This is a genomic window from Cognatilysobacter bugurensis (assembly GCF_014652095.1).
In the GTDB taxonomy this organism is placed as follows: Bacteria; Pseudomonadota; Gammaproteobacteria; order Xanthomonadales; family Xanthomonadaceae; genus Cognatilysobacter; species Cognatilysobacter bugurensis.
Genome location: NZ_BMYD01000001.1, coordinates 1140023 through 1152823 on the forward strand (window position 1 = coordinate 1140023; position 12801 = coordinate 1152823).

Here is a 12801-nt window from a genome sequence, read left to right on the forward strand (position 1 = left end):
TGGCCGGCAGGTGCAGCGTGGCCTTGTACGGGTTGTCCTGGGTGTCCGGACCGGACTTCGTGGAATCGTTCACGGAAAGGCTCAGCCGAACGCGCGGCGTTGATCGTGCGTGAGGAGGTCGCGCGCCTGGGCGGCGTCGCGGTGCATTTGTTCGGTCAGTGCGTCGAGTGATTCGAACCGCACTTCGTCGCGCAGTTTCGCAACGAACTCGACTTCGATGCAGCGCCCGTACAGATCGCCGTCGAAATCGAACAGGTGGACTTCAAGCAGCGGTTCGACGCCGTCCACCGTGGGGCGCGTGCCCAGGCTCGCCACCGCGGGCCAGACCCGGCCTTCCACGCCAGTCACGCGCACGGCGAAGATGCCGGTCAGTGCGGGCACACGACCGCCGAGGCGCAGGTTTGCGGTCGGGTAACCGAGCGTGCGCCCGAGCTGCCGCCCGCGCACGACGCGGCCTTCGATTGCATACGGCCGGCCGAGCAACCGGCTCGCGTGCTCGAAGTCGCCGTTGCGCAGCGCCTCGCGGATCGCCGTGCTCGACACGCGCTCGGCGTCGACGAGCACCGGCTCGATCTCGGCCGCCGAAAAACCGTGAGCTTTGCCGAGCGTCTGCAACGTCGACAGCGTGCCGCCGCGCCGGTGGCCGAAGCCGAATCCCGGCCCGACCCAGACTTCGCGTGCCTGCAGTCGATCGACGAGCACGCGCTCGACGAACGTCTCGGCGCTCAGCGCACTCAGCGCCGTGTTGAAGCGCAGCAGGCCGACCTGATCGATGCCGAGCGCCCACAGCCCGCGGGCCTTCGCACGCGCCGTCGACAGACGCGGCATCGCCTCGCCGCGCGCGAAGAACTCGCGCGGCAAGGGCTCGAAGCTCAATGCAACCGCCGGCAAAGCCAGCGAACGCGCGCGTGAAACGGTGTGGCGCACCAGCGCCCGGTGCCCGAGGTGCAGGCCGTCGAATGCGCCGATGCAGACCACACTGCCGTGCGGGCATCGGGGCCCGCCTTCGACGTCACGAAACAGCCTGCTCATCCGGTCGGAGTATAGCCGGGCCGGTCCGCTGCCCGGCCGCTGCTCACTGGCGGAGGTGACGCGGCCGCAGCCCCAGCGCGAGCAGTGTCGCGCCGTACGCGCCGCCGCCGGTCGCGATCGTCGCGAGCAACCACATCCACCGCAGTGCATCGGGCTGCGCCGTCCACATGCCGTACCGCGCCGTCACCCATCGCTCCAGGAGGATCACAGTAGCGGCCATCACCGCGAGGCCCACGCCGATCCGCGCCAGCCACGGCGTCCAACCCGGCTGCGGCTTGAAGATGCCGTCCCGCCGCAGGTACCGCCACAATAGCGCCGCGTTGACCACGCCGGCGAGCGCGGTCGCCGCCGCGATGCCGACGTGCGCCCACCGCACCCCGAGGTAGTCGAGCGGCGTGACGAACGCGATCGTCAGGACGACGTTCGTCACGACCGTCGCCAGCGCCGCACGCATCGGCGTCTTGGTGTCCTGCCGCGCATAGAACGCAGGCAGCAGCACCTTGCTGAGCATGAACGTCGGGATGCCGAGGCTCATCGCGGTGAGCGCGTAGCCGACCATGCGCGTGTCGTCGTCAGTGAACTCACCGCGCCCGAACAGCGCCGCGGTGAGCGGGACGGCGAGCAGCGCCAGCCCGAGCGCCGCAGGCATACCCACCAGAACCACGACGCGCAGACCCCAGTCGAGCGAACGCGCGTACCCGGCCTCGTCCTTGCCCGCGAACTGCCTCGAAAGCTGCGGGAGGATCACCGTGCCGACGGCGACGCCGAACAGGCCGAGCGGCAGTTCGGTCAGGCGGTCTGAGTAGTACAGCCAGGCCTGCGCCTCGACGACGAGCATCGACGCGAACATCGTGCCCACGAGCAGGTTCACCTGCGCGACCGACGACGAGAAGATCGTCGGCAGCATCAACTTGCGCACGCGTCGCACGCCTTCGTGCTGCAGGTCGAAGCGGAACCGCGGCCGGATGCCGAGGCGGCCCAGCGTCGGCCACAGCACGGCCATCTGCAGCACGCCGGCCGCCAGCACGCCCCAGGCAAGCGCCTGCTCGGGGATGGCCAGAAAACGTGGCAGCACGAGCATGGCGCCGATGATCGCCAGGTTATGCAGCACCGGCGTCAACGCGGGCACGCCGAAGTGCCGGAACGTGTTGAGGACGCCGCCGGCCAGCGCCGTCATCGAAATGAAGACGAGGTACGGAAACGTGATGCGCAGCATGTCCGCCGCCAGTTCCACGAGGCCGCCGGCCCCCGGGTCGGCGAACAGCAGGAACACGCGCGCGATCCACGGCGCGCCGAGCATGCCGAGTGCGGTGACGACGATGACCGCCGCCAGCAGTGCGCCCGCGACGTGGTCGAGGACGTCGCGCATCGCCTGCTCGTCGCCCTTCTGCTTGAGCTCCGAGAGCACCGGCACGAACGCCGACGAGAACGAGCCTTCCGCGAAGATTCGGCGCAGGTAATTCGGAATGCGATACGCGACGACGAACGCACTGACCGCCGCGCTGGTGCCGAAAAGATGCGCCTGCAGCGCGTCGCGCGCATAGCCCGCAATGCGGGAGAGGAACGTCATCGCGCTGAAGACGACGGTCGAGCGCAGCATACCCGCAGCTCGACGGTGGCCCGGTCCTCGGCTCATGAACGCAGCCCCGCGCTTGGTCGGTTGACGCACGTCTTCACTCGGGACATACTTTTGGGTCTGATTTTCCGCACCCGCTTTTCCTTTCAGTTTCAGCTCAATTCCAGGAACCCACCGTGGCAAACATCAAGTCCGCCAAGAAGCGCGCCAAGCAGGCTGTCGTGCGCAACGCCCGCAACGCCAGTCAGCGTTCGATGCTGCGCACCGCCGTCAAGAAGGTGCTGAAGGCGATCAACGAAAATGACGCCGCCGGTGCCCAGGCTGCTTTCGCGACCGCCCAGCCGATCCTCGATCGCTTCAGCTCGCGCGGCCTGATCCACAAGAACAAGGCCGCTCGCCACAAGAGCCGTCTGAACGCGCGCATCAAGGCGCTGCAGACCGCGGCCTGAGTTCACGCTAGGCGCTGTTGAAAAAGCCCGGCTTCGGCCGGGCTTTTTTGTGGCCGCCGCCTGGGCGGACGGCTGCGCTAAACATGGCAATCCAGCAGCGCCGTATGCGCGCGCACTGCAGCCCCCGGCGCACGCCTCCGACGGCATCGTCCTCTCGCCGCTCCGCTGCAGCGCACAGCCCGAGCGAGCCGCGCGCATCAGCGCGCTCCCCGAACAACTGAGGGATTCGCACGCGCGGCCTGGACCGCGCTGCGGATTCACGCGCACCACGGGATCACTCCGGCCGTTCGTTTTCAGCCGCTTCGGCAGCCTCTTCGCGCTGCCGGTCGAAGAAGGCCATCACGTCGAGCATGATCGGCCACGTGCCCTCACGGCCGATCGCGGAGACGAGGTACCAACGGTCGCTCCAGCCGAGCTCATCGACGACCGCCTGCGCCGCGACCTGTTGTTCCTCCTCGAGCAGCAGGTCGGCCTTGTTGAGCACGAGCCAGCGCGGCTTTGCGAGCAGCTCCGGGTCATGCTTTTCGAGCTCGCGCTCGATCGCACGCACCTGCTCGGCGGGCGACACACCCTCGACACCGCCTTCCATCGGCGCAATGTCCACGAGGTGCAGCAGCAGCCGGGTGCGCTGCAGGTGGCGCAGGAACTGCGCACCCAGGCCCGCACCGTCTGCGGCGCCCTCGATGAGGCCTGGGATGTCGGCGATCACGAAGCTGCGATGCATCTCGACGCTGACCACGCCGAGGTTCGGGTAGAGCGTCGTGAACGGGTAGTCCGCCACCTTCGGCGTTGCCGCCGAGACGGCACGGATCAACGTGCTCTTGCCCGCGTTCGGAAAGCCCAGCAAGCCGACGTCGGCGAGCAGCTTGAGCTCGAGCTTGAGCGCCCGCTCTTCGCCCGGCAGACCCGGCAGGGCCTTGCGCGGCGTGCGGTTCGTCGAGCTCTTGAAGTGCATGTTGCCGAGCCCCCCCTTGCCGCCGTGCGCGACGAGCAGCCGCTCCCCGTGGCGCGCGAGGTCGCCGATCACCTCGTCGGTCTCGACGTTGGTGACGACGGTACCCACCGGAACGGTGATGGTCAGGTCCGCGCCGGCCTTGCCGTACATCTGCCGACCCATCCCGTTCTCGCCGCGTTGTGCACGGAACTGCTTCTGGTGCCGGAAATCGACGAGCGTGTTGAGGTTCTCGTCGGCGACGAGCCAGACGTTCCCGCCGTCACCGCCGTCGCCGCCGTCTGGGCCGCCGAGGGGGATGAATTTTTCACGGCGGAAGCCCACGCAGCCGTTGCCGCCGTTGCCTGCGCTGACCTGGATTTCGGCTTCGTCGACGAGTTTCATAGGGGCCGTGATGAATGAGTCGGAAAGGAGGTGTGCAACGACGGTGCGGGCTGGAGCGCGTCCAGAGACGCGCTGCGCTGCTCGTCCGCTGCCGCTAAGGAGCGGCAAACGCGATTCACCGGCTCACAAACGAAAAACCCCGCCGAAGCGGGGCTTCTCGCGCAACGTCGCGCGCTTAGGCAGCGACGACGCTGACGGTGCGGCGGCGCTTCGGGCCCTTGGTCGAGAACTCGACCTTGCCATCGACCAGCGCGAACAGCGTGTGGTCGCGGCCGAGGCCGACACCCGAACCCGGGTGGAACTGGGTCCCGCGCTGGCGGACGATGATGTTGCCCGCTTCGATTTCCTGGCCGCCAAAGATCTTGACGCCGAGGTACTTCGGGTTGGAATCGCGGCCGTTACGGGTCGAGCCTACGCCCTTTTTATGTGCCATGACGCCTGCTCCTTACTTGCTGTCACCGGCGATGCCGGTGATCTGGATTTCGGTGTAATGCTGACGGTGACCCATCTGCTTGCGGTGGTGCTTGCGGCGACGGAACTTGACGATCTTGACCTTGTCGGCGCGGCCGTGGCCAACGACCGTTGCGCGGACCGTGGCGCCGTTCACGTCGTTGCCGACCTTCACGCCGTCGCTGCCGCCAAGCATCAGCACGTTGTCGAACGTGACCTCGCTGCCGGCTTCCACGTCGAGCAGCTCGACGCGGAGCTTCTCGCCTTCCATCACGCGGTATTGCTTACCGCCAGTGACCAGTACTGCGTACATGACCAGACTTCCTATGTAGTTATTGTGGTCCTGCCGCCCTTGCCGGGCAAACAGACGCGGGATTGTAGGCGACCGCGCATGCCCGGGCAAGCCGGCCCGTTGCGTCCGGCAGGTTCCCGCAGCGTTGACGCAAGCGGTGCTCTAGTGAAGCGAAGGCCAGATGCCTGGCGCAACGGAGCCCGCCATGTTCGACCGGATCCTTGAGCACACCCGCCTGCTGGGTCTCGACGAGCCCCGCGCCCGACGCCTGCTCGGCATGCTCGTCGGGCAAATCCTGAACCCCAAGCGCGGCGGAGCGGCCGGCTTCGTGCAGACCTTCCGCGACCGCGGGTTGGGCACCGAGATCGACTCTTGGCTCGGCCCGGGCCCGAACGAGCCCATCGACGGCGAACGCCTCGAGCAGACGCTCGGCGCCGACACGCTCGCGCACATGGCGCACCGCCTGGAAATGCCGCTGCCGAACGTGCGCGCCGCGGCGGCCGCGATGCTGCCGGACGTGGTGCACGAACTCAGCGAGCACGGCGATCTGCCGGCAGACGTCTCGGCAATTCCCGACCGCTTCCATGGCTGGTTCGGTGACTCGCGCGAGCACCTCTTGCCCGACCTCGGGCACATCGGCGCCGCGGCGATCGAGGCAGGCGCGGTCACGCTCGGCGGAAGCGTCGGGGTCGTCGGCAATGCCCACATGGCAGCCGCCGCCAAGGTCGTCGAGGACGCGAGCCCTGCCGCGGCGCCCGAGCCGATCGCCCCGCCCGTAGATCCGCCGCAGGGCCCGACACCCACCCGCACCGGCCCGGCGCGGCCGATGGCGGTGATGCTGCTCGTGATCGTTGCGCTGCTGATCGGGTTCGGCGTGTTCCGCGGCTGCAGCGGTGCCGCAGACGCAACCCGCGAAGCCGCGGCGGCGCCTGCAACTGAACCGGACCTTCGCCTGACCACATGAGCGTCGGACGCGTCGGCCTTCGGTTCATGCGGTTTGCCCCCATATCGACCGGCCGATACGCTCCCCGATTGGCTTTCGCCGGCGTAGATGCCGCGACCGCCGCATCCCCCATGAAAGCCCCGGTTCCCGAATGGACATGATCCGCATCCGCGGCGCGCGGACGCATAACCTCAAGAACATCGACCTCGACCTGCCTCGCGACAAGCTGATCGTGATCACCGGCCTGTCCGGTTCCGGCAAGTCCTCGCTCGCGTTCGACACGATCTACGCCGAAGGCCAGCGCCGCTACGTCGAATCGCTGTCGGCCTACGCGCGGCAGTTCCTGTCGGTGATGGAAAAGCCTGACCTCGACCACATCGAAGGCCTGTCGCCGGCGATTTCGATCGAGCAGAAGTCGACGTCGCACAACCCGCGTTCGACCGTCGGCACGATCACCGAGATCTACGACTACCTGCGCCTGCTGTACGCGCGCGTCGGCACGCCGCGTTGCCCGCTGCACGCGTATCCGCTCGAAGCGCAGACGGTCAGCCAGATGGTCGACCAGGTCATTGCGCTGAGCACGAAACCCGAGACGCAGGAGCAGCGCTTCATGCTGCTTGCGCCGGTGATCCGTGAGCGCAAAGGCGAGCATGCGCAGGTGTTCGAGCAGTTGCGTGCGCAGGGCTATGTCCGTGTGCGCGTCGACGGTGTAGTGCACGAGATCGATGCGGTGCCGCCGCTCGCGCTGCGCGTGAAGCACACGATCGAGGCGGTCATCGACCGCTTCCGCCCGCGCGAGGATATGAAGCAGCGCCTGGCCGAGTCGTTGGAAACCGCGCTCAAGCTCGGCGACGGCATGGCGATCGTGCAGTCGCTCGACGACGCCGAGATGGCCCCGCTGCTGTTCTCGTCGAAGTACAGCTGCCCGGTCTGCGATTACTCGCTGCCCGAGCTCGAGCCGCGGCTGTTCTCGTTCAACTCGCCGGTGGGCGCGTGCCCGACCTGCGACGGCCTTGGCGTCGCGCAGTTCTTCGATCCGGCGCGGGTCGTCGTCAATCCCGACGCGTCGCTCTCGGCGGGCGCGGTGCGCGGCTGGGACCGCCGCAATGCGTACTACTTCCAGCTGATCCAGTCGCTCGCGAAGCATTACGGCTTCAAGGTCGACCAGCCGTGGAACACGCTGCCCGAGAAAAACCGCGAGGCGGTGCTGTTCGGCAGCGGCACCGAGACGATTCCGTTCACCTACGTCAGCGAAGGCGGCACGAAGCACCAGCGCCGGCACCGCTTCGAAGGCATCGTCCCGAATCTTGAACGCCGTTATCGCGAGACCGAATCGGCCGCCGTGCGCGAGGAGCTGAGCAAGTACATCAGCGAGCGCGCGTGCACCGAGTGCGGCGGCGCGCGTCTCAACCGCGCCGCTCGCAACGTGTTTGTCGCGGACCGGCCGCTGTCGGACATCGTCGTGCAACCGGTCGGCGAAGCGCTCGACTTCTTCCGCGACATGCAGCTGCCGGGCTGGCGCGGCGAGATCGCGACGAAGATCGTCAAGGAGATCGGCGACCGACTGCGCTTCCTCGTCGACGTCGGCCTCGATTACCTCACGCTCGAACGCAAGGCCGACTCGCTGTCCGGTGGCGAAGCGCAGCGCATCCGCCTGGCGTCGCAGATCGGCGCCGGCCTGGTCGGCGTGATGTACGTGCTCGATGAGCCGTCGATCGGCCTGCACCAGCGAGACAACGAGCGTCTGCTCGGCACGCTCACGCGGCTGCGCGATCTCGGCAACACGGTGATCGTCGTCGAGCACGACGAGGACGCAATCCGCCTTGCCGACCATATCGTCGACATCGGCCCGGGCGCGGGCGTGCACGGCGGCGAGGTCATCGCTCAGGGGCAGTACGCGGACATCATCAACGCGCCGCGCTCGCTGACCGGCCAGTACCTCAGCGGTGCGCGCAAGATCGAGGTGCCCGCCAAGCGCCACGCCCCCGATCCGAAGACGACGTTCCACCTGCGCGGCGCGCGCGGCAACAACCTGCGCAACGTCGACCTCGCGATTCCGGCCGGCCTGCTGACCTGCGTGACCGGCGTGTCGGGCTCGGGCAAGTCGACGCTCATCAACGACACGCTGTACCCGATCACCGCGAACGAGCTCAACGGCGCGTCGCAGCCTATCGCGCCGCACGATTCGTACGAGAACATCGAACTGTGGGACAAGGTCGTCGATATCGACCAGTCCCCGATCGGCCGCACGCCGCGCAGCAACCCGGCCACGTACACGGGGCTGTTCACGCCGCTGCGCGAATTGTTCGCGGCGGTGCCCGAGTCGCGCTCCCGTGGCTATGCCGCCGGCCGTTTCAGCTTCAACGTGCGCGGCGGTCGCTGCGAGGCCTGCCAGGGCGATGGCCTCATCAAGGTCGAGATGCACTTCCTGCCCGACGTGTACGTCCCCTGCGACGTCTGCGGCGGCAAGCGCTACAACCGCGAAACGCTGGAGATCCTCTACAAGGGCTACAACATCAACGACGTGCTCGAGATGACCGTCGAGGACGCGTTGCAGCTGTTCGAGGCGATCCCGTCGATCTCGCGCAAGCTCGAAACGCTCATGGACGTCGGCCTGAGCTACATCAAGCTCGGACAGAGCGCGACGACGCTGTCGGGCGGTGAAGCCCAACGCGTGAAGCTGTCGAAAGAACTCTCGCGTCGCGACACGGGACGCACGCTGTACATCCTCGACGAGCCGACGACCGGCCTGCACTTCCATGACATCGAGCACCTGCTTGCGGTGCTGCACCGGTTGCGCGACGACGGCAACACGGTTGTCGTGATCGAGCACAACCTCGACGTGATCAAAACGGCCGACTGGATCGTCGACCTCGGCCCGGAAGGCGGCCACCGCGGTGGCACGATCCTCGGGACCGGAACGCCCGAGGAAATCGCAGCCATGCCGCAGTCGTACACCGGCCGCTTCCTTGCGCCGCTGCTCAAACCGGCCGAAGCTAAGCCGCCGCGCAAGAGCGCCCGGAAGAAGCCGTCCGCTGCATGAGTGATCAAACCCCCGCCCCCGCGCCGAAGAAGCGCCGCCCCTCGACGCGCAAGCGCAAGCCCGCGAAAGACAAGGCGGCCGCTGCAGCGGAGCCGACGCGGGACTCCGCTCCAGCCACCGAGGCCGAGGCGAAATCGCCAGCGTCGGCCCCGACATCGCCGCTGATCCGGGTGCCGATCAGCGTGCGCTGGCGCGATCTTGACGCGTTCAACCACGTCAACAACTCGAAGTTCCTCAGCTATCTCGAGGAAGCGCGCCTGCGCTGGATGATCACGATGCCCGGCATGGGCCTCGAGGACCACATCGCGCCGGTCGTCGCCGCATCGAACCTCAACTACCGGCGGCCGATCGGCTGGCCGGGCGAGGTCGTGGTCGAACTGTTCGTCGAACGGATCGGCAGCACGAGCCTGACGGTCGGGCATCGCATCGTCGACGCGGGCGACGGCGGCGCCGTGTACTGCGACGGCAACGTCGTGATGGTGTGGATCGACCGGGAAGCCGGCAGCCCCGCGCCGCTGCCAGAGTTCGTGCGCACGGCCTGCGCGGCGCCCGTCGCCGGCTGAGCTGGGGCTCAGCGGGCCGCGGCCCGCACAGGCCACTCGGCGCGCACCGTGCGCCCGCCTTCCAGCTCGAGTTCGACTTCAACGCGATCGCCGGTCTTCACCGGCGCCTGCGCGCCCATCAGCATGAGATGAAGCCCGCCGGGCTGCAGGGACACTGCGCCGCGTGCGGGCACGGTGAGCCGCGGCACCGCGCGCATGCGGCTCATCCCATCGACGATCTTGGACTCGTGCAGCGACACGTCAGCGAAGCGTTTGCTGCGTGCGCCGGTGATGATGATCGGCGCATCGCATGGGTTGGTGATGCGCGCAAAGCCGGCCAGCATCGGCATCCCGCCTGGCGGCAGCCGCAGCCACGCGGATTCGACGCGCGGTGCACATCCACGCGCCGACACATCGCCCGCTCCGGAGAGCATGCAGGCCAAGGCGAAAGCTAAACCCAGCGAGAAGCGGCGATTGATAGTCATGTGCCTATGATAGGCGCGTCCTGGCCAGGAGCCGCCCATGCTTGCGCGCACGTCCGCTGTTTCCCGCTCTGCAGCCCACTTCGTGGGAGCCGCCCGATGAGCCTCGTGCGCATCGAGGTTCTCGACGCGGACGCTGGCATCTTCGCGCTGCGACTCGACCGCGCGCCGGTGAACGCGCTCGACCCCGCCTTGTGCAATGCACTGCGTGAGGCCGTGCGGCAAGCGGTGGGTGATGGAGCACGCGGCCTCGTGCTCGCGTCGGCCCATCGCCCTGACGGCCCCGCGGTGTTTTCAGCCGGCCTCGATGTCCCGCACCTGCTCTCGCTCGGCGACGACCGCGAGCGCCTGCGGGCGGCGTGGACGGCGTTCTTCGACGCGGCCCGCGCACTCGCCTCGTGCCCGGTGCCGGTAGCAGCTGCGATCAACGGCCACGCGCCTGCGGGCGGGTGCGTACTCGCGCTGTGCTGCGACTACCGGATCATGGCCGACAGCCCCGATCCGACCCGGCCGCTGCGCATCGGCCTCAACGAAACGCAGGTCGGCCTTGCCGTGCCCGAAGGCGTCCAACACCTGCTGCAGCGGGTGGTCGGAGTGAACCGTGCCGAGCGCTTGCTCGTGGCCGGCGAAATGGTCGACACCGCGCAGGCGCAGCGCATCGGACTCGTCGACGAAGTCGTGCCGATGGACCGCGTCGTGCCACGGGCGCACGAATGGCTCGCCAGTCTGCTTGCGCTGCCGCAGGACGCGATGCGCCGCACGCGGGAGATTGCCCGGGCCGACGTCGGCGCTGCGATGCAGCCCGCACGCATCGCACTCGATGAGTTCCTCGATGCTTGGTACGCGCCGGGCACGCAGCAGGCACTGCAGGCGCTGGTCGCCCGCCTGCGCCGCTGATCCCGCCGCCCGGCTGAAACGTTGCTCAGTCGCCCTGCGCGACCGGGCGCCGGGGGTCTTCGATCCACCCGCTCCACGAGCCGGTGAAGAGCTTCGCGCCGGGTCGACCCGCGTGCTCCATTGCAAGCAGGTGGTGGCACGCGGTGACGCCCGAGCCGCACATGGCCACGAGGTCCGCGGGCTGCGCGTCGCCGAGCAGCGCGTCGAACTCGCGCGCGAGCTCTTCCGCGGGCTTGAAACGCCCGTCGCGCAGGTTTGCGGCATACGGCCGGTTGACGGCGCCGGGCACATGACCGGCCACGCGATCGAGCGGCTCGACGTCACCGCGGAAGCGCTCCATCGCGCGCGCGTCGACGAGCGTGCCGGCACCCGCAAGGTGTCGCTCGACCGCGGGTGCGTCGAGCAGGCGCGACGCATCGAACTCCGCGCGGTATTCGCTCGGCTCGGGTGTGGGTACATCGCACTCGACTGGCAGGCCCAGCGCCGTCCAGCGTGTCAGGCCGCCGTCGAGCACGGCCACGGATCGGTGCCCGAGCAGCCGCAGCATGAACCACACACGGGCGGCGGCCAGCGCTCCGTCGCCTGCGTCGTACGCGACCACCTGGTCGTCGGGACGTACGCCTAAGCGCTGCAACGCCGCGGTGAAACGATCGGCATCGGGCCACGGATGCCGGCCGCCGGTAAGCGCGTGGTCGCTCATGTCGTGGTCGAGATCGATGAAGCGCGCGCCGGGCAGGTGCGCCTCGCGGTATGCCGCTTCGGCTGCGCCGGGCGCGCCAAGCGACGAACGTGCGTCGAGCAATACGAGGCCGTCGCGGCCGAGTGCGTCATGCAGGGTTTCGGCCTGCACCAAGGTCGTCCATCCGGTCATGCCATGCGCTCCAGTCGGTCCCGCAGATTGAGCAGCATCGAGGCCGTGGCGCCCCAGATGCGTTGTGCAGGATAGCGGTACTCCCACACGCGTCGTGTGCGGCCGCGCAGTTCGATCGGCATCGCGCCGAGATTCGCGCGGTCGAGCAGGAATGCCAGCGGGACTTCGAACACCTCGGCCACTTCGCTCGGATCAGGCTTCGCGATGTAAGCCGGGTCGATCACAGCGACAACCGGCAGCACCCGAAAGCCGGTGATCGTCACGAGCCGATCGAGATAGCCGAGCGGCCTGACGATGTCGGGCGCGATGCCGAGTTCTTCGTGTGTCTCCCGCAAAGCGGCCGCGACCGCGTCCCGATCTTCGGGTTCGATGCGTCCTCCGGGAAAGCTCACCTGCCCCGCGTGATGGCGCAGCGCATCGGTGCGTCGCGTGAGCAGCACCTGCGCGCCGGTCGAGCGTGGCACCAGGCCGACGAGCACGGCGGCCTCGCGCCACACGTGTGCATCGGGCACGAGGTCGGCGACGTCCTCGTGGTTCCAGCCCCGGCCTTGCGGCGGTGCGTCGAGTGGGTGCAGTGCGGCAGCGATGGCCGCGCGATCGAACGACGGATCGGGCTCGACCGCCGCGCTCATGCGCGTCGCGCTTCGCGCTCCGGCAGCACCTCATCCATGAGCTGCAGGCGTTGGTCATCGCTCATGCACGACCACGATGCAATCTCGTCGCCGGTGCGGAAGCAACCGTCGCAGAGACCGTCGGGGCCGAGCTGGCAGACGCCGGTGCAGGGGGTGGGAATCGCGCGCTGGAAGACGACGGTCATGCGAATTCGGGCCTAGGGAACAGAAGACAGTTGTGCCCCCACAAACAAGTTGCGCCGGCAGGGCCGGCGCA

General features: G+C 68.4%; 12 protein-coding genes and 1 pseudogene. 5 read left to right on the forward strand and 8 right to left on the reverse strand.

From position 1 onward, the window contains the following. Positions 1-81: 81 nt before the first annotated feature. Both IE075_RS05175 and murJ read right to left on the reverse strand, forming a co-directional pair. Entirely contained in the window at positions 82-1032 is a 951-nt protein-coding gene (locus IE075_RS05175; protein WP_189453933.1) for a bifunctional riboflavin kinase/FAD synthetase, read from the reverse strand. A 43-nt stretch (positions 1033-1075) separates the two neighbouring features. Further along, on the reverse strand, positions 1076-2632 hold the full coding sequence (gene murJ / locus IE075_RS05180) for a murein biosynthesis integral membrane protein MurJ (protein ID WP_189453935.1): 1557 nt from the start codon (positions 2630-2632) through the stop codon (positions 1076-1078). 152 nt (positions 2633-2784) lie between these two features. Between murJ and rpsT the strand changes: the two genes are divergently transcribed. Next, positions 2785-3057: a 30S ribosomal protein S20 gene (gene rpsT / locus IE075_RS05185; protein ID WP_189453937.1), complete on the forward strand. Its 273-nt coding sequence runs from the start codon at positions 2785-2787 to the stop codon at positions 3055-3057. Between the two features lie 274 nt (positions 3058-3331). Here the strand turns inward: rpsT and cgtA are convergent, their stop codons facing one another. The 3 genes from cgtA to rplU form a co-directional block, all read right to left on the reverse strand. Continuing rightward, positions 3332-4393, reverse strand: a complete 1062-nt coding sequence (gene cgtA / locus IE075_RS05190) for an Obg family GTPase CgtA (protein ID WP_189453939.1) — start codon at positions 4391-4393, stop codon at positions 3332-3334. A 175-nt stretch (positions 4394-4568) separates the two neighbouring features. Further along, a complete protein-coding gene (rpmA, locus tag IE075_RS05195; RefSeq protein WP_189453942.1) occupies positions 4569-4826 on the reverse strand; it encodes a 50S ribosomal protein L27 in 258 nt (85 codons plus the stop codon). Between the two features lie 12 nt (positions 4827-4838). Continuing rightward, on the reverse strand, positions 4839-5156 hold the full coding sequence (gene rplU, locus IE075_RS05200) for a 50S ribosomal protein L21 (RefSeq protein ID WP_189453943.1): 318 nt from the start codon (positions 5154-5156) through the stop codon (positions 4839-4841). Between the two features lie 184 nt (positions 5157-5340). Here rplU and IE075_RS05205 point away from each other — a divergent pair, with 184 nt between their 5' ends. The 3 genes from IE075_RS05205 (at position 5341) to IE075_RS05215 (ending at position 9684) form a co-directional block, all read left to right on the forward strand. Then, the gene (locus tag IE075_RS05205) at positions 5341-6099 is read left to right on the forward strand and encodes a YidB family protein (RefSeq protein ID WP_189453945.1); all 759 of its coding nucleotides are present in this window, start codon (positions 5341-5343) and stop codon (positions 6097-6099) included. A gap of 130 nt (positions 6100-6229) precedes the next feature. Continuing rightward, entirely contained in the window at positions 6230-9121 is a 2892-nt protein-coding gene (gene uvrA, locus IE075_RS05210) for an excinuclease ABC subunit UvrA (RefSeq protein WP_189453947.1), read from the forward strand. Then, entirely contained in the window at positions 9118-9684 is a 567-nt protein-coding gene (locus IE075_RS05215) for an acyl-CoA thioesterase (protein WP_189453950.1), read from the forward strand. The genes uvrA and IE075_RS05215 overlap by 4 nt, the downstream gene beginning before the upstream one ends. 8 nt (positions 9685-9692) lie before the next feature. Here IE075_RS05215 and IE075_RS05220 read toward each other — a convergent pair whose 3' ends face one another. Continuing rightward, on the reverse strand, positions 9693-10097 hold the full coding sequence (locus IE075_RS05220) for a copper chaperone PCu(A)C (RefSeq protein WP_189454818.1): 405 nt from the start codon (positions 10095-10097) through the stop codon (positions 9693-9695). 156 nt (positions 10098-10253) lie between these two features. On the opposite strand from IE075_RS05220, the gene IE075_RS05225 reads away from it, so the two are divergent. After that, positions 10254-11042, forward strand: coding sequence for an enoyl-CoA hydratase/isomerase family protein (locus IE075_RS05225; RefSeq protein WP_189454820.1), 789 nt, complete (start codon positions 10254-10256; stop codon positions 11040-11042). A 25-nt stretch (positions 11043-11067) separates the two neighbouring features. Here the strand turns inward: IE075_RS05225 and IE075_RS05230 are convergent, their stop codons facing one another. Then, a complete protein-coding gene (locus IE075_RS05230) occupies positions 11068-11913 on the reverse strand; it encodes a sulfurtransferase (RefSeq protein WP_189453952.1) in 846 nt (281 codons plus the stop codon). Further along, positions 11910-12730, reverse strand: a pseudogene (locus IE075_RS05235) (CoA pyrophosphatase). Before IE075_RS05235 ends, IE075_RS05230 begins: the two are co-directional and overlap by 4 nt. Positions 12731-12801 lie beyond the last annotated feature (71 nt).

Coding starts and splice junctions, on each gene's coding strand:
- IE075_RS05175 (WP_189453933.1), bottom strand. CDS start 1,032: ATGAGCAGGCTGTTTCGTGACGTCGAAGGCGGGCCCCGATGCCCGCAC.
- murJ (WP_189453935.1), bottom strand. CDS start 2,632: ATGCTGCGCTCGACCGTCGTCTTCAGCGCGATGACGTTCCTCTCCCGC.
- cgtA (WP_189453939.1), bottom strand. CDS start 4,393: ATGAAACTCGTCGACGAAGCCGAAATCCAGGTCAGCGCAGGCAACGGC.
- rpmA (WP_189453942.1), bottom strand. CDS start 4,826: ATGGCACATAAAAAGGGCGTAGGCTCGACCCGTAACGGCCGCGATTCC.
- rplU (WP_189453943.1), bottom strand. CDS start 5,156: ATGTACGCAGTACTGGTCACTGGCGGTAAGCAATACCGCGTGATGGAA.
- IE075_RS05205 (WP_189453945.1), top strand. CDS start 5,341: ATGTTCGACCGGATCCTTGAGCACACCCGCCTGCTGGGTCTCGACGAG.
- uvrA (WP_189453947.1), top strand. CDS start 6,230: ATGGACATGATCCGCATCCGCGGCGCGCGGACGCATAACCTCAAGAAC.
- IE075_RS05215 (WP_189453950.1), top strand. CDS start 9,118: ATGAGTGATCAAACCCCCGCCCCCGCGCCGAAGAAGCGCCGCCCCTCG.
- IE075_RS05220 (WP_189454818.1), bottom strand. CDS start 10,097: ATGCTCTCCGGAGCGGGCGATGTGTCGGCGCGTGGATGTGCACCGCGC.
- IE075_RS05230 (WP_189453952.1), bottom strand. CDS start 11,913: ATGACCGGATGGACGACCTTGGTGCAGGCCGAAACCCTGCATGACGCA.